The following is a 24148-nucleotide window of genomic DNA, read 5'->3' on the forward strand; positions in this document are numbered from 1 at the left end:
CTCATCCTCTGCGCTGACGAATGCTTTGGGCATAGAGGTATTTTAGTCGCTAATAGCGGTAGAGGTCGGAAATATTTGGAAAAAACCTTACTTAAGCGTCGAGATATTTTTGCTCTAACTGTTTCAGTTGCTCATAAAGGGCTTGGTTAGTGGCAGCGGTAATACCATGACTTTCGGCTCGGGTAAGTAGATACCCAGTAATCGCATCTATCTCAGTTTTTCGCTGGTGATGAACGTCTTGATGCATTGAGGAGTAGTTAGTTTGGGTCAGTGCTATGACGTTAAATACCCGATCGGACAAGGCCGACTTATCAAGTGCTATGCCATCAGCTTGAGCTACTGTGACCACCTCTTTTAAGAGTGCATCGATGGTGGATTTGTATTGTGGTTCGGCAAGCTGCCCATTGCGACAGTGATGAATTGCACTAAGGGGGTTAATGGCGATGTTTACGGCCAGTTTCTCCCATAACATAGGCAAAATAGGATCGCACCACTGGCTATTGGGTAGCGTCCCTCGTAGCAGTGCTTGTAAATCGGGGGCGAGAACTGGTCCTTGAAAAGGCCCCAATTGGCTAATCCCAGCCCCCGTTTGAGTCACATGCCATGGCGTGTTTTTAAGTGCACCCTGTGAGGTGGTGCCTAGGGTCAACCCATGATGTTTTAACTGACTGGATAATGCGATATGTGGTCCAAGCCCATTGTGGAGCAATAAAATATGACAATCGTCAGCGAGTTTGGGTAAAAGCGCCGATACCGCATCGACCACTTGGTAGGCCTTAGTGCAGACGATAAGTAGATTGATATCGCTCAGTGGTTGCACTAATTTATCGACACATATCATTTGCGCCGTTCGAATCGAGGTCTGTCCGTCTAACGTCGTAATTGTCAGTTTTTTTTCAGTGTTTTCTGAGCGTCTGACGAGTAGTTTAGCGGCAACACCTTGGTCAGCTAATTGATGGAAAATCAACTGACCTATGGCTCCAGCGCCAAGAATTGCGATGTTATTGGCTGTTGTTTGCTCAGGACTTGAGTGCATCTTCAGTTCGCCTTGATTTGTCATTCACTTTTAATCGCGCTGGCTTTGACGTAGCGACGATAGAGCCAAAGACCAAAATAAAACAGCAGTACACCCAACATGTCAGCGACAAAGTCGGCAAAAGACGCGCTGCGATAAGGCAATCTTGATTGCACCAATTCAATAAACATTGCATAGCCGGCAAGTACCACGGCTAAAGTGTGCCATCTGGGCTCAAACGCTAGGTGTGTTAGCAGGGCTAATGAGAAGAAGCTACCTAAATGGCCAAGCTTATCCATATTGGGGATCACTTGAGGGTAATTGGGTCGAGAGAAAACGAGGTAACTAATCACAATTAACGCGAAGAGCAGAGCTAATTTAAAAAGGCTTTTTCTTGTTATCACGGAATCTGTTGAGTCGAGTTGTTTTATCAATCATAAAAAAATGTCATCTTAAAGTCATTAATAATTACTTTGTTGTGCTGGTTAACTTTTTTTGCTCCAAGGGTGAGCGAGCAGGTAAACTAACGTCAATAAAATTGTTATTGGTAGGAGTAAAGATATGCCTTCAATGGATATTGTCTCAGAAGTGAATGAAGTTGAACTGCGTAATGCGGTCGATAATACGCGTCGCGAACTGGATAGTCGTTTCGATTTTAGGGGCGTAGAGTGCGAAATTACCTATAAAGATCATCAGGTGACTTTGGCCTCAGAGTCAGACTTCCAGTGTCAGCAGCTGGTGGATATGCTACGAAATCAACTGAGTAAACGTAATGTCGATCCTGCATCGATGGATGTGGCTGAAAAAGCTATTCATAGCGGTAAAACCTTTTCGCTTAAAGTGACTTTCAAAGAGGGTATAGAAAGCCTTGTGGCGAAAAAGTTGGTGAAACAGATTAAAGACAGCAAGCTAAAGGTTCAGGCGGCTATTCAAGGCGACTCCGTTCGTGTGACAGGAAAAAAACGTGATGACCTACAAGCTGTGATGGCGTTGGCCAGAGAGTCTGATTTAGGTCAACCATTCCAGTTTAATAACTTCAGGGATTAAGCTTAATCTGAATGAAAAAAGCCCCGCGATGCGGGGCTTTTTGTTATCTAAATTCAATACTGATAAGTATTACTCTGGTTTTGCTTGGTGCTGTTTTTCGCTCGATTCAGTTTGTGCATCGAGACGATTGTCATGGCTTGGGTGCGGCGCATATTTCTCCACCAGTATAATGAGCCCCAATACTGGGAAGCCGATCAAGCTGGCGGCAACGAAAAAATTGACATAGCCAAAGGCGTCGATATAGGCACCGGAGAATCCGGCGATGAATTTAGGAAAAAGTAACATAATGGAGGAGAGCAGGGCATATTGCGTTGCGCTGTAGCCGCTACTGGTGAGGCTGGATAGATAAGCAATAAAGGCGGCGGTTGCAATACCTGCACTGAAGTTGTCAATAGAGATTACCGCAGTAAGTAGGGGCACGTTGTAGCCAATGATTGCTTGGTAGGCAAACAGTAAATTGGTGATGGCAACCATGAAAGCGCCTAGGAAAAGGATTTTCATCGTGCCATAGCGTGCAAGTAAAATTCCGCCCGCTCCAGCGCCGACTAAGGTCATTATCAAACCATATACCTTACTAATGGCAGCGATTTCAGCCTTGGCAAAGCCCATGTCGACATAAAAAACATTGGCCATAATGCCCATGACAATATCGGAGATGCGATAGCAGGAGATAAGTAACAGGATCAATAACGCACTTTTGCCGTACCGTTTGAAGAAATCAATAAAGGGCAGAACGCTGGCGGTGTAGAGCCAAGATAGACCGCCTGCAACAATAGGGGGATACTTGGCCGATAGCTGCGCTTTTACCTCTGCCTCTTTGTCATCCGCTTCTTTGGTTTCTACCGTGGGTTCACTGCTCATAAGCGTGGTAATGATGCCCACAGCCATTAAGCCTGCCATCACTAAATAAGCGGTCTGCCATGAGGCGAGATCATACACTTCGCTATTGGGATCGACCCAGGCGGCAATGGTTAATGCCCCCGCTGTGGCAACAATCATGGCACTTCGGTAGCCGACTTGATAGGCCGCAGCCAGAGCCGCTTGCATCTTCTCTGGGGCTGATTCGATACGAAAAGCATCGATCACGATATCTTGAGTGGCCGAGGCAAAGGCGACCATTAGCGCAAATAGTGCGAGACGCTCTAAATCTTGCACCGGATCACTTTGACTCATGCCTAAAATGGCAATCACTAGCAGCGATTGAGCCAATAGCATCCAACCTCTGCGGCGACCGAGGAAACGAGTGAGAAACGGCAGTGATAGCCGATCGACCAATGGCGACCAGGCCCACTTAAAACCATAAGCCAGTGCTATCCAGCTAAAGTAACCAATTGCGGTTCGATCGATACCGGCTTCTCTGAGCCAAAAAGAGAGCGTGGAGAAAACCAGCATCAAGGGTAACCCTGCGGAGAACCCAAGGAGCAATAAGACTAAGACACGTTTGTGACAGTAGATGGAGAGTGCCTCTTTGAGGCGTGAAAAAGAAGCGGTCACAGAAACTCTTATATTTGCAATAAAGATGGCGTTAGCTTAAACGCTAAGCGCCGAAATAAAAAGGGGATGTCAGACACAAAAAAGCTCAGTCTAAACGACTGAGCTTGGCTTTTGCTTATTCTACATAGAGCTTGGTCTATGGCCGATACATCCTGAAGGGCATTGACCGCCAATACTGAGGTATTCGCAGCAATCATCAATTTGTTTACGTAAAAATTGATTACCGCGGATCATCCAGTCGGGCCATTTATCTAAAGCATGTAAGAGGTGCCAAAACACACGCTCCATATCACTTTGCGCATCACCTTGATGATTGAACTGTTGCCACTCTTCTAAGGTGTCCCATAAATAAAGCTGGATCTCATTGAAATCGAGTTGATTATTCAAAAACGCTTTCCCATATTGAGCCAGCTGGGGCGCTTTATTATCGATGAACTCATTGGGTGTCATCGTTCGCCTCCTTGCTACTGCGCAGATAAGTATAGTCAGAGCATTTGACCAATGTTCAAAATTTACAATTCCAATCTGTGCCCTTGCGATACATGTCTTGTTAGACTACTTGGCGGCATTTTATACTGATTTTTGTGTCACTATCTTCTTATCGTGGCAGTAATGTCGCTTTTTTTAGAATGATGTCGTTTACTGGAAAGTCTGGCCAGCCGAGCTTAGTATTTATTTGTGTTTCCACGAGTGACATCGCTTCGAGTATTTCCATTCCTTCAACCACTTCTCCGAACACCGCATAGCCCCAACGGCGCTTAGAGGGGTCTAGGCGTTTATTATCGCCAACATTAAAATAGAACTGCGCGGTGGCGGAGTGGGGGTCGTCTTCCCGTGCCATGGCAATAGTACCCAAGCCATTACTGAGGCCATTTCCGGATTCATTGATAATAGGTTCACCAAATGGCTTCTCTTCCAATTTAGGGTTGAGTCCACCGCCTTGTACCACAAACTCAGGGATCACTCGATGAAACAGGGTGTTGTCATAATGGCCTTTAACAACGTAAGTCAGAAAGTTATCTACGGTAATGGGGGCACGCTTGCGATCTAACTCAACAATGATTTTACCCATAGTGGTATCGAGTTCTACTTTGGGGTAGATGGTATCACTTTGTATGTCGATTGCATGGGCGAGACTGCTGACTGACAATATGATGAGAGAGAGTATCCAACGTTTCATTTTATCTCCTTATTATTGTTGAATGAACTGGTTCAATTCCGGATCGTTGATAATTTTACCTGTGAGATCCCCGAGCAGGTTATTCATTGCCAATTCTAAAGTAGCAAAGTCAGCGCTAAAAGGACCTGATACTTGGTTACGCGCGGTATAGCGCTTAGTGAATGTTTTAGTGCTATTGCTGGCAATGACATTGATAATGATATTGTTGCTCGCCTCATAGCCTAAAGTGCTGTTGTTGACGTCCGTCAAAAGCTGCTCTAGCTGGAACTGCATATGTTGTGGCGAACTGGGGTCTATTTGGTAACCGGCTTTGGTGAAACCCGTCCTAAATACTTGCTCCAATTGCTGACGTGGTGCTTCTGATGGGCTCACTAATTTAGCGGCTTCCCCCTCTTTATTGAACCTGGCGATAAAGTTGGCTGAGCGGGTATCGATCATCTCAATGGCAATTGGGGCAAGACTATCGGCTTGCATCGTTACCGCGGGCAGTTGTGGATCTAATGCAATATGAGTTGGCATTTGGGTTGCGCAACCCAATAAAAGTGTCGCTGAAGCGATAAGCGGAATAAAACGTCTCATATAAGGAATGTGTGCTGATATAAAGGGTGGTATCAGCATACCAGAACTGAATAAGGTTTCCAGAGTTTAGCTTGCGTATCCCTATGCTCGGGGGACTTGGCATTTTAAGTGGTATCGTAGCGACAAGACCAGAATAACGCCTATGATGACACCCTCGAGTTTTAATCCCATATCGATGGCGAACTCATGCTGGCTATTGCTTGGGCAATTTCTGTTTTTCTACTGGCTATCGGCGTCGGCAATCGCCGCGTTTATTTGCTCTTTTAGCCATAAGGAAAGCGGATGGCGACGACTCTTGTTTGCCATGATTAAGGCAAAGTCGCCATTAAAAACGGGTAAGTCGGGGCAGATTTGAATCGCTTTAAAGTCGGGGCCAACCACTTTAGCGGTGCGCGCTGAACAGGGAAATAGCATATTTGTGTCCCTTAGCGCCTGTAAGATGATGCTGAGTTGACTGCTGCGTAACTGATTTCGAGGGAAAACATCATAATCTTTGAGCAGCTCTGTCGTGTGATTCTGTTGTTCATTCCAATTAGGGATAAGCTGTGAAGCTAGCGGATAGTGGTTAAAGTCTTCTGGCACAATTACCGATTGGTTAAATGGATGGTCTTTACGGCATAAGATCACAAAGCTATCGTGGTCAATTTTCTGTTGTACCAGTTGCTTAGTCACTTCGCTTGGAAAATAGTTAACTCCGATTTGGATGCGTCCATCGACTAACATATTTGGGGTACTGCTTTCCCAATTAACCAGGTGCAACTCGGCATTAGGGGCTAACTTGTTTATTCGCCTAATGAGTGGTGGTGCCAACCACTGTGAGATAAACCCATTGATGGCGACGGTGACCTTGCCATAGATATGTGCGGGATCGAAATCATTATTTCCCTCTAGCACGTCATAGAGCATATCTAATGCGGTGGGCAGTCTGGCACCTATCTCTTCGGCTTTTGAGGTAGGGGTTAGCCCATGTGCGTTACGGATGAAAAGAGGGTCATTAAAATGTTCACGTAAGCGACTCAATGCACGACTTACGGCAGGCTGACTAATATGAAGCTGCTCCGCTGCTTTACGGGTGTTCCTTACCTCAATAAGTACCCTGAGTACTTTGAGTAAATTCAAATCCATCTGTTGTTTCATATCGGCAACGTTGTTAGTACAGTCATTCACAAAGTGTATATCATCACTGTTAGTTATTCATTAAGTCCTAGTCGATGATGATAAAGTTTGTGGTGCTAAGCAGGAATAAGGCGTTTGTTAAGCACTCGTTACAATGAGGCTTTTATCTTGAACCATAAACCGTTAGAGTAAAAATTCAAATGAGAGCTTAGACATAGTTAACCATGACGATAAATGGTTAAGATGAAAACTAAGTCGTATATTAGCAAAAGAGCAAGGTAACGCCAGATACTATGAATAAATCTACAGCCATAGTTACTCAGCCAGCACCGGATAGCTTGATTCTACCCTCTGGTCAGGTCCAATACGGCCATTTTGATGGGCCAGCGCAGACGTTAGGCTTAGCCAATTTTCGCTATTTTGACTGTATGGACAAGCCTGCTGGCTGGTTAGCCAATTACTTTCATTTTAAGCAGTTTCAATTTGTTTCGGTTAAGACTGCACGCTATCTGATCGGTGTTGCCATTGCAGATATCCGTTATGTTGGCAGTGCATTCTGCTATCTGTATGACATTAAAGCCAACCGGCTGGTGGAAGCTACCTGGCTAAAAGCCTTGGGGATGGGCTATAAGATGTCCGATTCGCCGGTATCTGGCGAAGCAAAAATAGCCAGTGGTAAAGGTCATATTTGTTTTAATTTACTTGATGGTCAATGGCAGATCTCTCTTGAGACTGCACAGTTGTCAGCGCAGCTTTCTCTTGAGGCTCCCGCCCTCTCTTTGCCGATGGCGATGTGTAATCCCACAGGTTATAACGGCTGGACCTATACGCAAAAGCACAACGGCTTGAAGGTGAAAGGAAGTTTATCGATTAATCATGAACCTCAGCCGCTCAATTGCGCGTTGGCAGGTTATGACTTCTCGGCGGGATATATGCGCCGCGAGACTAGCTGGCGCTGGGCGAGCATAAATGCACAAATTGGAGAAAGCACTATAGGGCTCAATCTTGCTGCGGGCGTTAATGAGACGGGGTGCAATGAAAATGTATTTTGGGTTGATGGAGAGCGCCATCTGCTAGGGCCGGTGCAGTTTGAGTTTTCGCGACAAAAAAGCAGTCCATCTCAATCGAGTTGGCGTATCAGCGGCAACGATGGTCAAATCCAATTACAGTTTAATGCTAAGAATTGCCGGCAAGAGAAGCTTAACCTGTGGCTGATAAAGAGTAACTTTAGGCAGTATATCGGTTATTTCGATGGTTTTATTATTGATAACAAAGGCCGCAAGCATGAGTTAACGCGTGTATTAGGCTTGACGGAAGATCACTTTGCTCGTTGGTAACCCTTTCAGCAATCAAATATAAAGGAATAATAAGATGGATTTTAATGCGCTGATTGAGCACCCAGAGATGCTATTGTTGGTGTTAGCACCGCTGTTTTTTATCTGTATTTTACTTGAATGGCTAATTGGCGATCGCGGCGGACGTTTACCTAAGAGTGCTCGCTACTACTTGCCAGAAGTGCTGTGTAACTTTTCTCTTGCGGGCCTGCATCAGGCAACCGATATTTTAACCGGGTTGCTGATCGCTAAATTGTACCTGCTGTTTTTTGGTTGGCGATTGTTTGATATTGATATGGGGGTGGCGAGCTTTTTGGCACTGATCGTGGCACAGGACTTCTGTTATTACTGGTTTCATCGAGCAAGTCATCGAGTGCGCTGGATGTGGGCCGCCCATGTGGCCCATCATAGCTCTGAGAATATGAACTTCAGTACGGCTTTTCGTCAAAGTTTAATGTATCCCTTAGCTGGCATGTGGTTATTTTGGCTGCCGCTCGTCGTTATCGGGTTTGACCCTAACTGGGTAGTCTTTGTGGTGTTATTGAACTTGGGCTTACAGTTTTTTGTTCACACTCAAGCGGTCAAAACACTCGGGCCATTAGAATGGATTTTTAATACGCCTTCTCATCATCGCGTGCATCACGGTAGCAACCCGCAATATATTGATAAAAATTACGCTGGGGTACTGATCATTTGGGACCGACTTTTTGGCACCTATGTAAAAGAGGAAGAAACGGTTAAATACGGGATCACCAAGCCTGTGAATAGTTTCAACCCGCTGGTGGTCACGTTTAGCGAGTGGCAAGCGATGTTGCATGAGGCTTGTCGACCCGGAATCTCGGTTAGAAAGCGCTTGCAGGCATTGTTTGCACCGCCTGCGACGGCAAATGATGAGCCGTCGATAGTTGATGAGGTGCCAGCTGACCATAGCGCTGCCCATAAAATCTAAAAAAAGAGGCGCAAGCCTCTTTTTTGTCCTTAATTAATGTAACCACTGAGCTAATGGCTGGGTACTGTATTGTCAGTCATAGGGGCGGTATTGGCGCGTTTCTGTGCTTGTAAAATCACAAATTTTCCGTTAGCTGCAACAGTAGTACAGTTGTGAAATATACGTTTTAGCTTAACGTGGTAAGCCAAGTGTCGGTTGCCAACAACATGTAGAATGCCGCCATTGTCTAAGCGATGGTATGCATCTAAGAACATCTGCCAAGCGATATGATCGGTGATCGCTTCACCTTGATGAAAAGGGGGGTTGCATAATACCAGATCGGGTATGATCTTAGCATCGAGATGGGTTAAGCAGTCGTCCCAATTGAAGCTAACACTGTCATCGCAGGCGTCATCAATTTTATGACCATTTAGTTGCCAGTTTTGCTGGGCAGAGGCGATAGCCATCTCTGAATCATCGACAAAGTGAATCTGTGCATCAGGATAGCGCTGCTTCGCTCTGAGCCCTAATACGCCATTACCACAACCTAAATCGATCACGGACTTAAAATCGCCCGCTGGCATGTTTTCCAGCATAATGCGCGCCCCAATGTCGAGTTTATTGGCGGCAAATACATTGCTAAGGTTACTCAGGGTAAGCTGATACTCTGGCACCGTCCATCGGCTTTCGCTCGGCAGGGGTCTTTTTACTCCGTCACTAATGCAACTAATGACTCTGGTTTTCTTCCAGGCCAAACTGGCACTGGCTTGCCCTAGGTGCTTAGCTATCACCGCCAATAATGATTTATTGATCGATTTCGCTTTGGCGCCAATCAGCACTTGGGTTCCTTGAGGCAAGGTCTGTGACAGTCTGTCGAGTTGGTGGGCAAAGTAGTTGAGATTCTTTGGCAGCTTCATTAATACCAGTTGAGTTGATGCTGGCAAGAGTTCACGACTATTGCACCATTGCACCCCAGTGGCATTTATACCATTGCATTCAAAATTATGTAGTGTGCCCAGTTGGCTGGTTTTTGCATCGGTTTCAATTGTGATTGCCCGACTGGGTTGATATTTAAGCAATGCGGTACTTAGGGCACCAAAGCTATCGTTAATGATTGCGGTAGGCACATCAGCCAACTTATGTTCCACAAGGTGTTTGAGCAGGTGTTCATCAGCCGCGTCCCAAGCTTGTAGATTAGAAGCTTGCTTAGCAGGATAACGATTAAGCGTGAGATCGATATCGACGGCGGAGAATTGAGTTGTCATGACAGTGCTGCTATCTTGAAATTTGGGCGCCGATTATCGCAGATTTACTATTATAGGTATAGTAAGCTGCCGTTGTTTGTTATGTGCGGCTATCGGCATATAAGCTATGTTCAATGACCACAGTGAGTCTTTAGGTGAAGCAGCAAGGTTTTAGTTTCGATTTGTCACAAAGTGCGCAAGCAGCGGCAGCAACCCAATGCCCAGCCCCTATTACTTTAGTTCGCGGCTTTCTGAACGTTGAGCAGCAGCAAGCACTCATGCAGGAGGCGCAACACTATCCCTTTGAACGCCCTCAAATCCGTGTTTATGGTCAATACCACCCAATACCGCGTAGCCAAGTGTGGTTTGCCGATAAAGGGTGTGATTATCGTTATTCCAATCTGTTTATCGAGGCCGTCGATTGGCCTAAATATGCGCAGCGTTGCCGTGACATGTTAGCCAGGGAGTTTGGGTTACAAAGTAATGGGGTGCTGGTTAATCGCTATCGGGATGGTAACGACACCATGGGGTGGCACAGTGATGATGAGGTGGAGATAGAGCCAGGCAGTGACATAGCGTCGCTCACGCTTGGGGCGAGTCGTGATTTCCTTATTCGCCACAAACAGACAAAGGCGCGCTATACCATAGCGCTAACGAGTGGTGATCTGTTGATCATGCATTGGCCAATGCAGCAAGCTTGGCAGCATTCACTGCCTAAACGTAAGGCTGTGAGTGATTGTCGTTTAAATTATACCTTTCGCCAATTAGTGCCTAATTTTCACGCCACCGGATGAACTGTGGTGTGAAGAGTACTATTTGTAACTCAGTTCTCAATTTTGATGCGACGAATGTTCTATGCTCAAGAGAGTCGCTGGAATAAGTTCGCACCATTGCGTTGTTCATTATCTATATCGCTATAGTTAAAAGGAGTTGAGCATGAAAAAAGTATTTATCACAACCGTCACTGGTGAGGTGACCCCTGGAGTCGTAAAAGCCATGGCGAATGTCACCCGAGAAGTGGGGGGCGAGTGGGTAACAAGCAAAGTGATTAAGTTAGATACTTTGTTTGCAGCAATGATGAAGGTGAACATTGAAGAGAATGATGAAACGTCGCTTAAATCACGTTTTAACGCTGAGTTTCCAACATTGACATTTAGTTATGCGGAGCCAACGCAAGAGCAGAGTGCGTCTACCAGAACCTTGCACTTAAATGTCGATTGTGGCGATCGTCCAGGGTTGACTCGAGAGATTGTCGATATGCTATCGAACCTAAATTTGATCATAGAGCATATGGAGTTTAACCGCATGCATGTGTCGACCATTGGTCAAACGGTGTTCTCGTCCAAGCTCTCGTTGGCAGTGCCTGCAGAAGTGAGTAATGACAGTGTGGTTGAACTTCTTGAAGGGATAGCTAAAGACGCGCGTGTGAGCATTCTTGCTGCCTAAGGGAGTCGCTAATTGTGCGGCGGATTTGAGCCTTGCATTGAGACGGTTGACCTTTAGTCGCTGTCAAAGTAATCTGCCGCCATCGTTTTTGTACTCAAATTGAGACAACGTCTATGTCAGTTGAACAGAATATTACCGAAAAGCTTACCGCGGCATTATCACCGGTTCATTTAGAAGTGATAAATGAAAGCGATAATCACCATGTGCCACCCAATTCAGAAACCCATTTTAAAGTGATTATTGCCAGCGAGGCCTTTGAGGGTAAACGCTTAATTGGTCGCCATCGTAGCGTTAATGAAGCGCTTGCTGATGAATTTGCTCAAGGGCTGCATGCACTCTCTATGCATACCTTTACCCCTAGTGAGTGGCAAGCAGAAGGTAATGTTCCTGACTCGCCAAAGTGCAAGGGCTAAGCAAGCTTTAGTGACTGACTACTGTCGTTGGCATATTGTCATACAGTCGTCAGTCTAATTCACCTCATGTTACTTACGTAATGCTTTACAACCAATCATCCGTCACGCATATTATCCACTCAGTTATCCCTACATAATTACCGCTACTTTAGTCGCCTTAAGTCGCCAATATTGGAGAGAAAAATGCCGTTACTCGATAGTTTTACCGTTGACCATACACGAATGAATGCCCCAGCAGTGCGTGTGGCAAAAACGATGAAAACCCCAAAAGGGGATACGATTACGGTATTCGACCTACGTTTTTGTGTACCCAATCAAGAGATATTAAGCGAGCGTGGGATCCATACTTTAGAGCACCTTTTTGCCGGATTTATGCGTGATCATTTAAATGGTGATAGCGTGGAAATTATCGACATTTCACCTATGGGGTGTCGTACTGGGTTTTATATGAGCCTAATAGGTACGCCTGCTGAGTCAGTCGTGGCTGAAAGCTGGTTAGCGGCGATGGAAGATGTACTCAAAGTGAAACAGCAAAATGAAATTCCAGAGTTAAACGAGTTTCAGTGCGGCACTTATGAGATGCACTCTTTAGAGCAAGCCAAAGAGATTGCTAAAAACATTATTGCCGCGGGCGTGAACGTGAATAAGAACGATGACTTAAAATTGAGCGATGAGATCCTCAATGGTTTGTAATATTCGCCCATAATAAAAGAGTGACTAAGGTCGCTTTTTTTTGCGGCGTTAACTGAATTGCTGATCAACTTGATGGCCAGTTCATCATCAGCAATCTCACGATTTTAACTCGTGAACTGTATTTTTTTTGTTCAATCAGTGTTGGCGTCTTGTGACGTCCAGTATTGCCCGCTTTTATGGTATTTCCGACTACCTAAATGCATATAACCCTGCTAGGACAGGGGGCTAAATTAGTTTGGCATCACCTAAATCATATAAATTACATTAACTGTGATCTACTCCTCACTGTAAAAAAGCTCTGTTCCCTTTTAAAACACCCGTATTTTTCATAGCGATAACTAAATATTTACGGTAAAATGCGCCCGACCAGCGTGATTGCGATCGCATTTCTGTAATAAATCTGCGCTAGCTCAACGCGATAGGTTTTGTTTGAAATCTATCTCGTTTAGCAGGAACGCGACGCATTATCTTTCCTTCATAACGTAGTGCTTGTGGATATGATTACAATAAAGAAAGGATTGGACCTACCTATAACAGGTGGACCAGAGCAAGTTATCCATAATGGCCCAGCCATTAAACATGTAGCTACTTTGGGTGAAGAGTATATTGGCTTACGTCCCACAATGAAGATTAAAGTGGGCGATAAAGTGCAAAAAGGTCAGGTGATTTTTGAAGACAAAAAGAATCCTGGCGTTAAATATACTGCTTTAGCCAGTGGCACAATTTCAGAAATTAACCGGGGCGCACAGCGTGTTCTTCAGTCAGTTGTCATTGAAGTGGAAGGGGACGATAGCGTTTCCTTTGCTAAATATGATGCAGCGGCTTTAGACACTCTTGACCAGCAACTGGTGCGTGACAACTTGATTGAATCAGGTTTGTGGACCGCACTACGTACGCGTCCTTTCAGCAAAGCACCTAGCGTAGATTCATCTGCCGCTGGTATCTTTGTGACCGCCATCGATACTCAACCGCTTGCCGCCGATCCTGCCGTTATCATTAACGAGCACAAGGACGATTTTGCTAATGGCTTAAAAGTCTTAGCGAGATTGACGGAAGGTAAAGTTTATCTGTGTAAAGCGCCTGGTACTGATATCCCAGCGGCTAATGCGCAGGTTGAAGAGTTTGCCGGTCCGCATCCAGCAGGTCTTGCTGGTACGCATATTCATTTTGTATTACCAGCGTCGGCTAAACGTACTGTTTGGCAAGTGGGTTATCAAGATGTGATAGCAATCGGTCAACTATTTACGACTGGTGAATTAAACACTCAGCGTGTTGTTGCGGTTGCGGGTCCTAAAGCATTAAAGCCAAGATTAGTTCGTACAGTGGGTGGTGCATCAACTGTTGAATTAACTGCAGGTGAAGCTGCCGAAGGTGAAGTACGTATTATTGCGGGCTCAGTCTTAAACGGTAAAACCGCTGTTGGCGCTCACGCTTACGTTGGTCGCTTCCATAACCAAGTTTCATTGCTTGAAGAAGGCAGAGAGCAAGAGTTTATTGGTTGGGCTATGCCTGGTGCGAATAAGTTCTCTATTACTCGTGCATTCTTAGGGCACTTATCACCATCTCGTTTATTTAATATGACAACGAGTACTGGTGGTTCGGACCGTGCGATGGTGCCAATTGGTAACTATGAGCGTGTTATGCCTCTCGATATTCTTCCGACAATGTTACTACGTGACCTCGTTTCTGGTGATACAGACGGCGCGGCAACACTTGGTGCGTTGGAGTTAGACGAAGAAGATTTGGCACTATGTACTTTCGTATGTCCTGGTAAGTATGACTATGCATCATACCTACGCGACTGCTTAGATACGATTGTGAGGGAAGGCTAATGGGCTTGAAAGAGTTATTCAAAAGTATTGAACCCCAGTTTGAAAAGGGTGGTAAATACGAAAAGTTTTATGCGATTTTTGAAGCCGCATATACTGTCTTTTATACGCCAGGTCATGTGAACAAGGGCCGTACCCATGTTCGTGACAACCTAGACCTAAAACGTATGATGATTACGGTTTGGGCTTGTGCATTCCCTGCGATGTTTGTGGGTATGTATAACGTAGGTTTACAAGCACAAGACGCATTGGCTGCTGGCTTTGCCGCTCCTGATACGTGGCAAGTTGCTTTGTTCGGACTGTTTGGTACTGAATTGACTGCAAATTCAGGTGTCGCCGCATTGATGTGGTATGGCGCTTGTTGGTTCTTACCCATCTATGCCGTGACATTTGCTGTCGGCGGTATTTGGGAAGTACTCTTTGCATCAGTACGTGGACATGAAGTTAACGAAGGTTTCTTTGTTACCTCGATTCTATTTGCACTGACCCTACCCGCAACGATTCCATTATGGATGGTTGCACTGGGTATCACCTTCGGTGTGGTCGTTGCCAAAGAGATCTTCGGTGGAACTGGGCGTAACTTCTTAAACCCTGCGTTGGCGGGTCGTGCGTTCCTATTCTTCGCTTACCCGCTAAGCATGTCTGGCGACACAACTTGGGTTGTTGCTGCTGATGGTTTCTCTGGCGCAACGGCACTGAGCCAAGCTGCGCAAGGCACATTAGAATATGGCCTAACGCAAGACTGGTGGAATGCGTTTTTTGGATTCATTCCTGGTTCGGTGGGTGAAGTATCTACCTTAGCTATCTTGATTGGTGGCGCAGTTATCGTCTATACCCGTATCGCTTCGTGGCGCATCGTGGGTGGTGTAATGGCCGGTATGATTGCTGTATCACTATTGCTTAACGCGATTAGTAGTGACACTAACCCAATGTTTGCAATGCCTTGGTATTGGCACCTTGTGTTAGGTGGTTTTGCGTTTGGTATGATGTTCATGGCGACAGACCCTGTGTCAGCGTCATTTACCAATAATGCTAAATGGGCCTACGGTATCCTCATCGGTGCTATGGCTGTATTCATTCGTGTTATCAACCCTGCTTTCCCTGAAGGCATGATGTTGGCCATCTTATTCGCTAACCTATTTGCTCCATTATTTGACCATTTTGTGGTTCAGTCGAATATCAAGCGGAGGATTGCTCGTGGCTAGTAATAAAGATTCGTTCGGAAGAACACTGTTTGTTGTTATTGGCTTGTGTTTCATTTGCTCTATGTTCGTTTCGACGGCTGCAGTGCTATTGAAACCAGTTCAACAAGAAAACAAATTACTCGATAAGCAGAAGTACATTCTTGAAGCTGCTGGCCTGATTAATACCAAAGAAGGCAAAGTAGAGAAAGAGCAGATCCTTGAAACATACAATAAGTATGTTGAAGCTAAGCTGGTTGACCTGAAAACAGGTGACTGGGTAGAGGGTGATGCCGATACTTTTGATACAGAGAAAGCGGCGCGTACGCCAGCGACCTCTTTTGTACCGAAAAACGACATAGCGTCAGTTAAACGTGTAGCAAATGAAGCGGTGGTTTACCTTGTTCGTGATGATAACCAGCAACTGCAAACCGTGATTATTCCTGTGAAAGGTTATGGTTTGTGGTCAACGATGTTTGCTTTCCTTGCTGTTGAGCCAGATCTGAATACAATTCGAAGCTTGGTGTATTACAGCTTTACTGGTTCTGGTGAAACACCAGGTCTTGGTGGTGAAGTGCAAAACCCACAGTGGATCGCTAAATGGAATGGTAAGAAGCTATATAACGATAAGGGGGAGTTAGCAATTAGCGTAACTAAAAACCCAACAGTTGCAGCTTCTCCTTACGGTGTTGATGCATTATCAGGTGCGACGCTGACCGGTAATGGTGTTCAAAACTCACTGGACTTCTGGTTAGGTGAAGAAGGTTTTGCTCGCTTTATCGAAAAAGCTCGCAACGGAGGGCTTAGCTAATGGCTGATGCTAAAGAACTTAAACAGGTTCTCACTGGACCTATCATCAGTAATAACCCGATTGCTTTGCAAATTCTGGGTGTATGTAGTGCACTAGCTGTTACCGCTAAAATGGAAACAGCTATCGTAATGACCATTGCACTGACTGCGGTAACGGCGTTGTCTAACTTGTTCATCTCAATGATCCGTAACCACATTCCTAGTAGTGTGCGTATTATTGTGCAGATGACCATTATTGCATCGCTTGTAATCGTGGTAGACCAAGTGTTGCAAGCTTATGCTTACGATGTGGCTAAGCAATTATCAGTCTTCGTTGGTTTGATTATTACTAACTGTATCGTTATGGGCCGTGCTGAGGCGTATGCGATGAAGACCCCACCTTTGATGAGTTTCATGGATGGTGTCGGAAATGGTCTAGGCTACGGTGCAATCCTATTGTCTGTCGGCTTCGTACGTGAACTATTTGGTAATGGTTCATTGTTCGGTATTGAAATCTTAAGCAAGATTTCAGACGGTGGCTGGTATCAGCCAAATGGCCTACTGCTTCTGCCTCCTAGTGCGTTCTTCCTGATCGGTGCATTGATCTGGATTATCCGTACGATGAAGCCAGAACAAGTTGAAGCAAAAGGATAAGCATAATGGAACATTATATTAGTCTATTGATTCGTTCTGTTTTCATTGAAAACATGGCGTTATCCTTTTTCCTCGGTATGTGTACTTTCTTGGCGGTATCTAAGAAAGTTAAGACAGCTATAGGGCTAGGTGTTGCAGTTATCGTGGTACTGGCAATTTCAGTGCCTGTTAACCAAATAATCTATCAAGGTATTTTAGCGCCAGGCGCATTAGCGTGGGCGGGTGTACCAGATGCTGATTTGAGCTTCTTGAAGTTCATCACCTTTATTGGTGTGATTGCAGCACTGGTTCAAATCCTTGAGATGACATTGGATAAGTATTTTCCACCGCTTTATAACGCGTTGGGGATCTTCCTACCACTAATCACTGTTAACTGTGCGATTTTCGGTGCAGTGTCTTTCATGGTTGAGCGTGACTACAACCTGACTGAAAGTTTAGTGTTTGGTATAGGTTCTGGTATCGGTTGGGCATTGGCGCTTGTCTTGCTTGCTGGTATCCGTGAGAAGCTAAAATATGCTGATGTTCCTAACGGGCTGCGCGGGCTAGGTATTACCTTTGTTACCGCTGGTTTGATGGCTCTAGGTTTCATGTCGTTTTCTGGTGTGTCTCTGTAAAGAGACACCTAACGACGTCTTAATTTGAACCTTTAAGGATAAGTTAATGGGTATTCTTGAATCTACTCCAATCGATGTATATCTCGGTGTGAGTATGTTTACCGTGATTGTAACGGTTTTGGTATTAGTGATTTTGTTCGCTAAGTCAAAATTAGTTGCAAGCGGTGATGTCACAATCGGCATCAACGATGATGCGGGTAAAGCAATTAAAACAGCTGCAGGCGGTAAGCTACTTGGTGCACTCGCCGAGAGCGGTATCTTCGTATCATCTGCTTGTGGCGGTGGTGGTACTTGTGGTCAGTGTAAAGTACATGTTAAATCAGGTGGCGGTGATATTCTGCCGACTGAGATGGACCATATCAGTAAAGGCGAAGCGCGCGAAGGCTGTCGTTTATCTTGCCAGGTTAACGTCAAGAACGACATGGAGATCGAGTTAGAAGAAGAGATCTTCGGCGTGAAGAAGTGGGATTGTGAAGTTATCTCTAACGATAGCAAAGCGACCTTCATTAAAGAGCTTAAGCTGCAAATTCCAGATGGCGATTCAGTGCCGTTCCGTGCCGGTGGTTATATTCAGATTCAAGCCCCTGCTCACCATGTTAAATATGCAGATTATGATATTCCTGCTGAGTACCGTGGCGACTGGGAGCACTTTGGATTCTTTAATCTAGAGTCTAGCGTTGAAGATGAAACCATCCGTGCATACTCCATGGCGAACTATCCTGAAGAGGAAGGTATCATCATGCTGAACGTGCGTATTGCAACGCCTCCACCACGTAACCTGAGCTTACCTTGCGGTAAGATGTCATCGTACATCTTTAGCCTAAAAGCGGGTGATAAGGTGACGATTTCTGGTCCATTTGGTGAATTCTTCGCTAAAGAGACTGATGCGGAAATGGTATTTGTGGGTGGTGGTGCAGGTATGGCGCCAATGCGTTCACATATCTTCGACCAGCTTAAACGTCTTAACTCTAAGCGTAAGATAAGCTTCTGGTATGGTGCTCGTTCTAAGCGTGAAATGTTCTATGTTGAAGATTTCGATGGCTTAGCGGCAGAAAACGATAACTTCGTTTGGCATGTTGCACTGTCTGATCCGCAACCTGAAGATAACTGGGATGGTTACACTGGGTTTATTCATAATGTACTTTATGAAAATTACCTACGTGATCACGATGCGCCAGAAGATTGTGAGTTCTACATGTGTGGACCTCCAATGATGAACGCTGCTGTTATCGGTATGCTTAAAGATTTGGGCGTTGAAGATGAAAACATCCTTCTGGATGACTTCGGCGGTTAATCGTTAATTCTTATGATAATATCGCCCTGTATAGTGCCGAGAATCAACCGCTAGGTTGGTTTTCGGTAACCGAATCAGGGTTGTTATTGAGGAATATGGTCAACATGTTTAAGACCTTTTTAAATGGGTTAGTCCTTATCGGACTAGCCTTTTTTATTTCAGCATGTACTAAACCTGCTGAAATGATCTCTCTGTCGGGCCAAACGATGGGGACGACATATCATATTAAATTCGTGGGCGGCGATCGTATGCCTGACGAACAGCTGTTACAGGCTGAGATCGATCTTGCGCTAGAGAAAGTCAATGATCAGATGTCGACTTACCGCAACAACTCAGAACTCTCACAGTTTAATCAGATGTCTTTATCGTCCACAACAGAGGTTTCTAGTGATACAGCGCTAGTTATTCAGGCGGGGATAGACCTGTATAACAAGACGGATGGTGCATTAGATATTACCTTAGGTCCGCTGGTTAACTTGTGGGGCTTTGGTCCAGACAAGCGACCGACAAAGGTGCCCAGTGCAGCCCTTATCGCAGAGACAAAAGCCAAGACGGGAATAAAATACCTCTCAGTCGATGGTCAACGTTTGAGTAAACGTAATGCAGATTTGTATGTCGATCTGTCATCCATAGCAAAAGGTTTTGGTGTCGATAAAGTGGCTAGCTTGCTTGCCAAGTACCAGCCTAAAGGCTATTTGGTCGAAATAGGCGGTGAGTTAAGCCTTTATGGCGTAAAAGCCGATGGCAGTGCATGGGTCGTCGCTATTGAGCAACCCGATGTTGATGAGCGCCAAGTTCAGTTAGTGATTAAGCCGGGCAATATGGCAATGGCGACGTCTGGCGACTATCGTAACTATTATGAAGAAGATGGTCAGCGTTTTACGCATATCATCGATCCTCGTAATGGCTATCCTATCGATCATCAGCTAGCCTCCGTGACCGTTTTGCATCCTCAAAGTATGATTGCTGACGGCTATGCAACCGCAATGATGGTGTTAGGCACTGAAGCCTCGCTGGCATTAGCGAACGAGCAGCAGTTAGCGATTATGCTGATTGAGAAGAAAGCTGACGGCTACAAGGTCTATTATAGTGATGCCTTTAAGCCATTCGTAGGTTTGTGATAGAATGACCGCGCTGTGCAGCCCTTTTTGATGATAGGCAGACGGCGCCAAACATTCGTGTAGCAAAGCATCTAAATCGATCAAGGGTTTACATGCAGTTGGAGTAAGTGATGAGCACTTTTATAGCGGCTTTTGTTGTATTACTACTATTTTTCGTATTGATGTCGATTGGCTATATCGTCAAGCAAAAGTCAATTGCGGGAAGTTGTGGCGGCCTTGGTGCCCTAGGAATCGACAAAGCCTGTGACTGCGATGATCCCTGTGATAAGCGCAAAGCCAAAATGGCGGAAGAAGAGCGTCGTGAAAAACTGACCAAAGATCGCATCATCTAAGTTATCTCGCTCAATGCGATAATGATTAAAGGCTCCTATGTGGAGCCTTTTTTGTGGCTGAGCTATGGGAACGCCAGTGGTGTTAACGATGGCATTTATCTAGGTTGCTGAATCCTGTGGATTTTCGATGATAATGGATAACACCGCCCCTAATTGTTCAGCAAAAATGAGCTAGTGCTTTTGTAAATCATAATGAAAATAAGAATGATTAACTTTGGTAAGTAGCTGAAAGTCAATGTTTAATTTGTTATCGCTTGTTTTTTGAGCTAGGCTGTTTATTGATTTAGATCAATAAAAGGATTTCAAATGAAAGGCCATCCCAATGTGATCAGGCAGCTTAATAAGATGTTAACGTTTGAGTTGACGGCGATTAATCAATATTTTCTCCATGCACGCATGTACAAAAATTGGGGCTTAGAAGAGCTCAATGAAAAATGCTACAAAAAGTCGATTCAAGATATGAAACATGCAGACAAGCTTATTGAACGTGTGCTATTTCTCGAAGGACTGCCCAATCTGCAGCAATTAGAAAAGCTACGCATCGGCGAAAAGCCTGAAGAGATGTTGCAATGCGATAAAACCATGCTCGAAGAGCAACTGGTTGAGCTGCGCGGAGCAATCTCCTTATGTGAAACAGAGCAAGATTATGTCAGCCGGGAGATCCTTGAAGATCTGCTCGAAGATGAAGAGGAATACCTAGATTGGATTGAAGCACAGCAAGGCTTGATTGCGATGACAGGTATTCAAAACTATTTACAAGCACAGATAGAGTCAGAGTAGGAGCTAAACGATGAAAGGTAATCAAGCAGTTATAGACACACTTAATCAACTCCTGACCGGCGAGCTATCTGCCATGGACCAATATTTCGTTCATGGCTTGATGTATGACGACTGGGGGCTCACTGAACTTCATGAACGCATTTCACATGAGTCTGATGATGAGCGAGAGCATGCGAGAAAGCTGGTTGAGCGTATTTTGTTTCTAGAGGGCACTCCCGATGTTGCCAGTCGTGAAGCCCTTAATATTGGTAAAAATCCGCAAGAGATGCTGCAAAACGATCTTAATTATGAATATCAGGTCGCGGCAAACTTACGTAGCGCGATTGCGCTGTGCGAGCAAAAAGAAGACTTTGTTTCACGTGAGCTATTACAAGTCTTGCTGGAAGAAACCGAATCAGATCATATGTATTGGCTTGAGAAGCAACTAGGGCTTATCGACAAGGTAGGTTTGCAAAACTACCTGCAATCAAAAATGTAAATTTAAGCATAACCTTATATCAACTGTTGTCGGGCGGCGAAGGGAAACTTTCACTGCCCTTTTTATTGAGCAAAAAAATCTCTTATGGCGCAATTGAATACTGTGTAAATATACAGTAATCTTGCCGTAGAGGTATTAAGATTGAAAAAGTTTATTCATGTAGATATGGATTGTTTCTATGCTGCGGTAGAGATGCGTGATTTTCCTGAATTGAGGGGCAAGCCCATTGCGGTAGGTGGGCGTAGCGATCGCCGTGGGGTGATCAGTACATGCAACTATGAAGCGAGGCAGTTTGGCGTGCGCTCAGCCATGGCGTCGGCCTATGCACTGAAACTGTGTCCAAACTTGATACTCGTCCCCGGCAGAATGAGTGTATATAAAGAGGTCTCAAGCCAAATACGCTCGGTGTTTGCCCATTATACCGATCTGATAGAGCCTTTATCGCTCGATGAAGCCTACCTTGATGTTACTGACTGCGAGCAACATAAAGGCTCTGCGACATTGATTGCCGCCGCAATTAGGCAAGATATCTTTGAGCTGACAGGCCTCACTGCATCGGCAGGCATCGCCCCCGTGAAGTTTTTAGCCAAAATCGCCTCCGACATGAACAAACCCAATGGGCAGTATGTGATAACACCCGATAGGATTGAAGGCTTCGTTAAAACCCTGCCGTTGATTAAAATACCTGGGGTGGGCAAAGTCACTGCTGCCAAACTTGAACAGATAGGCTTAGTGACTTGTTTAGATGTGCAGCAGTACCCTAAACAGGCGTTACTTGAGCGGTTTGGTAAATTTGGCAGCGTGTTAGTAGATAGGGCTTATGGTATTGACCCTAGAGGGTTATCGCTTAACCGAGAGCGCAAGTCAGTCGGCGTTGAGACGACTCTAGCAAAAGATATCTATACCTTTGAGCAGTGTAAGTCAGTGATGCCGCAGCTGATCCAGGAACTTGGCGCGCGTTTAAGCCGCAGTGCTAAAACCCGTGGCATTCATAAGCAGGTGGTTAAACTTAAATTTGATGACTTTAAGCAAACTACCATAGAACATCGCAGCGATGCACTGTCTGTGAAGTTGTTTTACGAGCTATTATCTCAAGCCCTTAATCGCAGAGAAGGGCGCGGCATTCGTTTGCTTGGTGTATCGGTGGGGTTAGAGAGTGCTGCTGTCATTTCTGACAGCGAAGATGAAGTGAATACAGCGCAATTAAATCTCGGGTTTTAGGGTTATTCCTTTATTCCTTTATTCCTTTATTCCTTTATTCCTTTATTCCTTTTGCGTGTTGCCGCTGATGGGATGGTTATTGGTTATGTTTGTTTGAAGTTATACCTTCAATGGTCGTTAATTGCCTGCCGCAGACCTTATGTGCAAGCGCTCTTTTGGCTCGCTGTGAATATGTCCCTATACGCTCCACGGCGGCATCTGACGTGAATGGATTCACAAATGCCGCGATGAAATGGATGTCAGAGAGCGGCCATGCCATCAACGTCCGCAGCTGCATCTACACTAGGTTATTTTATCTCTTCGATTTAGCTTCATTTGCTGTGAGTGGCGAGTAAAAAGCTAAGGTTTTTTTGCCCCAAAGTGTGCTGGCCTTGGAATGAAGGTTTGGCATTTTTTGGATTAGCTTATGTAGCGTTTGGCCGCATCTAATTTGTTAAGTGTTGTTTGAAGGTCATACCTTCAATGGGAGTTAATTGCCTGCGGCAGGCTCATGTGCAGATACTTCTGCTCCACGCCGTGAATCCATCCGTGGAGGCTCGACGATGGCATCCCTGCCATCAACGTCCGCAGCTGCATCTACACTGGGTTATTGACTCTCTTCGATTTTGCTTCATTTGGTGTGAGGGCGAGTAAAAAGCTAACGTGCTTTTGCCCCAAAACTTGTTAGCCTTCGAATGAAGGCTGGTTACATTTTCTCTTTTGGTTCATTGTTATTGGGGTGTGTGCGTGAAGGTCATACCTTTATCGCCATCTAACGTCTGCCCGGCGAGGGATGTGCAGATACGCCTGTGAGACGCCGTGAATAAGTCCCTTTAGGCTCTGCCGAAACATCCCTGTTTCGGAAGCTCACCGGCGTATCTACACTCGGTATCTCAACGTCTCTTCGATTTGGCGGATGTCGAAAGGGGGGAGTAAAAAACTGACTTGATTTTGCCTCAAAATGACTTAACACGTTGTCGGTGGATCAGTACCTAATGGGCTTTCTGGCCTAGACATTTTCATCGCGACACCAGCGAGATGTAATTCACTACTTCCCAACCAAAAACTGAATAACTATACAGTCATATTCAAATCATCAGGATTTTGAACAATTTTCATCCTGTATTCATGCGCGCTTTCTCATTTTGGTTTGAATAAATTGCTTTAAAATTAATCGCTTATGCTATTCGCCAAGTAGATAATAGGTTTGGAAAACGCGCATGCGCGTTTTTCCAGATGGTATATTTAGCAAAATGCTGATAAGTTCATTTTATACAGATAGTTAACTGTGCGCGTATTCACTGGTCCAACGAGGTAAACGCGCATGCGCACTAATAAAATGTTCTTGACCTGCGGTAGACGATTTTTAGCAAAAAAGAAGTGATAT

26 protein-coding genes are annotated in these 24148 nt (G+C 45.0%); 18 read left to right on the forward strand and 8 right to left on the reverse strand.

What is annotated here, in order from left to right; translation table 11 throughout:
* Positions 1 to 91: 91 nt before the first annotated feature.
* Complete coding sequence (locus BEL05_RS12295; protein ID WP_051413095.1) at positions 92 to 1036, reverse strand: ketopantoate reductase family protein; 945 nt, start codon at positions 1034 to 1036, stop codon at positions 92 to 94.
* Positions 1037 to 1056: 20 nt separating this feature from the next.
* Positions 1057 to 1419, reverse strand: coding sequence for a VanZ family protein (locus BEL05_RS12300; RefSeq protein ID WP_028763950.1), 363 nt, complete (start codon positions 1417 to 1419; stop codon positions 1057 to 1059).
* Positions 1420 to 1576: 157 nt separating this feature from the next.
* Between BEL05_RS12300 and BEL05_RS12305 the strand changes: the two genes are divergently transcribed.
* Positions 1577 to 2062 carry a YajQ family cyclic di-GMP-binding protein gene (locus BEL05_RS12305; protein WP_028763949.1) on the forward strand — a complete coding sequence of 162 codons (486 nt, stop codon included), beginning with the start codon at positions 1577 to 1579 and terminating at the stop codon, positions 2060 to 2062.
* Positions 2063 to 2131: 69 nt separating this feature from the next.
* Here BEL05_RS12305 and BEL05_RS12310 read toward each other — a convergent pair whose 3' ends face one another.
* The 5 genes from BEL05_RS12310 to BEL05_RS12330 all read right to left on the reverse strand — a co-directional run bounded on the left by BEL05_RS12310 (position 2132) and on the right by BEL05_RS12330 (position 6440).
* Complete coding sequence (locus tag BEL05_RS12310) at positions 2132 to 3556, reverse strand: AmpG family muropeptide MFS transporter (protein WP_028763948.1); 1425 nt, start codon at positions 3554 to 3556, stop codon at positions 2132 to 2134.
* 120 nt (positions 3557 to 3676) lie between these two features.
* Complete coding sequence (locus BEL05_RS12315) at positions 3677 to 4006, reverse strand: hypothetical protein (protein WP_028763947.1); 330 nt, start codon at positions 4004 to 4006, stop codon at positions 3677 to 3679.
* Between the two features lie 148 nt (positions 4007 to 4154).
* Positions 4155 to 4736: a peptidylprolyl isomerase gene (locus BEL05_RS12320; RefSeq protein ID WP_028763946.1), complete on the reverse strand. Its 582-nt coding sequence runs from the start codon at positions 4734 to 4736 to the stop codon at positions 4155 to 4157.
* A 12-nt stretch (positions 4737 to 4748) separates the two neighbouring features.
* Complete coding sequence (locus tag BEL05_RS12325) at positions 4749 to 5315, reverse strand: YajG family lipoprotein (protein WP_028763945.1); 567 nt, start codon at positions 5313 to 5315, stop codon at positions 4749 to 4751.
* A 219-nt stretch (positions 5316 to 5534) separates the two neighbouring features.
* A complete protein-coding gene (locus BEL05_RS12330) occupies positions 5535 to 6440 on the reverse strand; it encodes a LysR family transcriptional regulator (RefSeq protein WP_245686987.1) in 906 nt (301 codons plus the stop codon).
* A 284-nt stretch (positions 6441 to 6724) separates the two neighbouring features.
* On the opposite strand from BEL05_RS12330, the gene BEL05_RS12335 reads away from it, so the two are divergent.
* Together BEL05_RS12335 and BEL05_RS12340 are read left to right on the forward strand one after the other, a co-directional pair.
* The gene (locus BEL05_RS12335) at positions 6725 to 7768 is read left to right on the forward strand and encodes a DUF2804 domain-containing protein (RefSeq protein WP_069671343.1); all 1044 of its coding nucleotides are present in this window, start codon (positions 6725 to 6727) and stop codon (positions 7766 to 7768) included.
* A gap of 34 nt (positions 7769 to 7802) precedes the next feature.
* Positions 7803 to 8714: a sterol desaturase family protein gene (locus tag BEL05_RS12340; RefSeq protein WP_069671344.1), complete on the forward strand. Its 912-nt coding sequence runs from the start codon at positions 7803 to 7805 to the stop codon at positions 8712 to 8714.
* A 50-nt stretch (positions 8715 to 8764) separates the two neighbouring features.
* Here the strand turns inward: BEL05_RS12340 and BEL05_RS12345 are convergent, their stop codons facing one another.
* The gene (locus tag BEL05_RS12345; RefSeq protein ID WP_069671345.1) at positions 8765 to 9958 is read right to left on the reverse strand and encodes a methyltransferase; all 1194 of its coding nucleotides are present in this window, start codon (positions 9956 to 9958) and stop codon (positions 8765 to 8767) included.
* 134 nt (positions 9959 to 10092) lie between these two features.
* Between BEL05_RS12345 and BEL05_RS12350 the strand changes: the two genes are divergently transcribed.
* The 15 genes from BEL05_RS12350 to dinB all read left to right on the forward strand — a co-directional run bounded on the left by BEL05_RS12350 (position 10093) and on the right by dinB (position 22782).
* Entirely contained in the window at positions 10093 to 10731 is a 639-nt protein-coding gene (locus tag BEL05_RS12350) for an alpha-ketoglutarate-dependent dioxygenase AlkB family protein (protein ID WP_037428547.1), read from the forward strand.
* A gap of 142 nt (positions 10732 to 10873) precedes the next feature.
* A complete protein-coding gene (locus BEL05_RS12355) occupies positions 10874 to 11383 on the forward strand; it encodes an ACT domain-containing protein (protein ID WP_069671346.1) in 510 nt (169 codons plus the stop codon).
* Between the two features lie 113 nt (positions 11384 to 11496).
* Entirely contained in the window at positions 11497 to 11796 is a 300-nt protein-coding gene (locus BEL05_RS12360) for a BolA family protein (protein WP_028763941.1), read from the forward strand.
* Positions 11797 to 11979: 183 nt separating this feature from the next.
* The gene (luxS, locus tag BEL05_RS12365; protein ID WP_028763940.1) at positions 11980 to 12489 is read left to right on the forward strand and encodes an S-ribosylhomocysteine lyase; all 510 of its coding nucleotides are present in this window, start codon (positions 11980 to 11982) and stop codon (positions 12487 to 12489) included.
* A 497-nt stretch (positions 12490 to 12986) separates the two neighbouring features.
* Positions 12987 to 14321: a Na(+)-translocating NADH-quinone reductase subunit A gene (locus BEL05_RS12370; protein WP_028763939.1), complete on the forward strand. Its 1335-nt coding sequence runs from the start codon at positions 12987 to 12989 to the stop codon at positions 14319 to 14321.
* Positions 14321 to 15523 carry an NADH:ubiquinone reductase (Na(+)-transporting) subunit B gene (locus BEL05_RS12375; RefSeq protein ID WP_069671347.1) on the forward strand — a complete coding sequence of 401 codons (1203 nt, stop codon included), beginning with the start codon at positions 14321 to 14323 and terminating at the stop codon, positions 15521 to 15523. Before BEL05_RS12370 ends, BEL05_RS12375 begins: the two co-directional genes overlap by 1 nt.
* Positions 15516 to 16310 carry a Na(+)-translocating NADH-quinone reductase subunit C gene (locus tag BEL05_RS12380; RefSeq protein ID WP_028763937.1) on the forward strand — a complete coding sequence of 265 codons (795 nt, stop codon included), beginning with the start codon at positions 15516 to 15518 and terminating at the stop codon, positions 16308 to 16310. The genes BEL05_RS12375 and BEL05_RS12380 overlap by 8 nt, the downstream gene beginning before the upstream one ends.
* The gene (locus tag BEL05_RS12385) at positions 16310 to 16942 is read left to right on the forward strand and encodes an NADH:ubiquinone reductase (Na(+)-transporting) subunit D (protein WP_028763936.1); all 633 of its coding nucleotides are present in this window, start codon (positions 16310 to 16312) and stop codon (positions 16940 to 16942) included. Before BEL05_RS12380 ends, BEL05_RS12385 begins: the two co-directional genes overlap by 1 nt.
* 5 nt (positions 16943 to 16947) lie before the next feature.
* Entirely contained in the window at positions 16948 to 17556 is a 609-nt protein-coding gene (nqrE, locus tag BEL05_RS12390; protein WP_028763935.1) for an NADH:ubiquinone reductase (Na(+)-transporting) subunit E, read from the forward strand.
* Positions 17557 to 17602: 46 nt separating this feature from the next.
* Entirely contained in the window at positions 17603 to 18850 is a 1248-nt protein-coding gene (gene nqrF / locus BEL05_RS12395; RefSeq protein ID WP_028763934.1) for an NADH:ubiquinone reductase (Na(+)-transporting) subunit F, read from the forward strand.
* 104 nt (positions 18851 to 18954) lie between these two features.
* The gene (locus tag BEL05_RS12400; protein ID WP_069671352.1) at positions 18955 to 19971 is read left to right on the forward strand and encodes an FAD:protein FMN transferase; all 1017 of its coding nucleotides are present in this window, start codon (positions 18955 to 18957) and stop codon (positions 19969 to 19971) included.
* A gap of 110 nt (positions 19972 to 20081) precedes the next feature.
* Complete coding sequence (nqrM, locus tag BEL05_RS12405; RefSeq protein WP_028763932.1) at positions 20082 to 20303, forward strand: (Na+)-NQR maturation NqrM; 222 nt, start codon at positions 20082 to 20084, stop codon at positions 20301 to 20303.
* A 306-nt stretch (positions 20304 to 20609) separates the two neighbouring features.
* Positions 20610 to 21083, forward strand: coding sequence for a bacterioferritin (gene bfr / locus BEL05_RS12410; RefSeq protein WP_069671348.1), 474 nt, complete (start codon positions 20610 to 20612; stop codon positions 21081 to 21083).
* A 10-nt stretch (positions 21084 to 21093) separates the two neighbouring features.
* Positions 21094 to 21561, forward strand: coding sequence for a bacterioferritin (bfr, locus tag BEL05_RS12415; protein WP_069671349.1), 468 nt, complete (start codon positions 21094 to 21096; stop codon positions 21559 to 21561).
* Positions 21562 to 21702: 141 nt separating this feature from the next.
* A complete protein-coding gene (dinB, locus tag BEL05_RS12420; RefSeq protein WP_069671350.1) occupies positions 21703 to 22782 on the forward strand; it encodes a DNA polymerase IV in 1080 nt (359 codons plus the stop codon).
* Positions 22783 to 24148 lie beyond the last annotated feature (1366 nt).

This window comes from Shewanella colwelliana (assembly GCF_001735525.1).
Lineage (GTDB): Bacteria > Pseudomonadota > Gammaproteobacteria > Enterobacterales > Shewanellaceae > Shewanella > Shewanella colwelliana.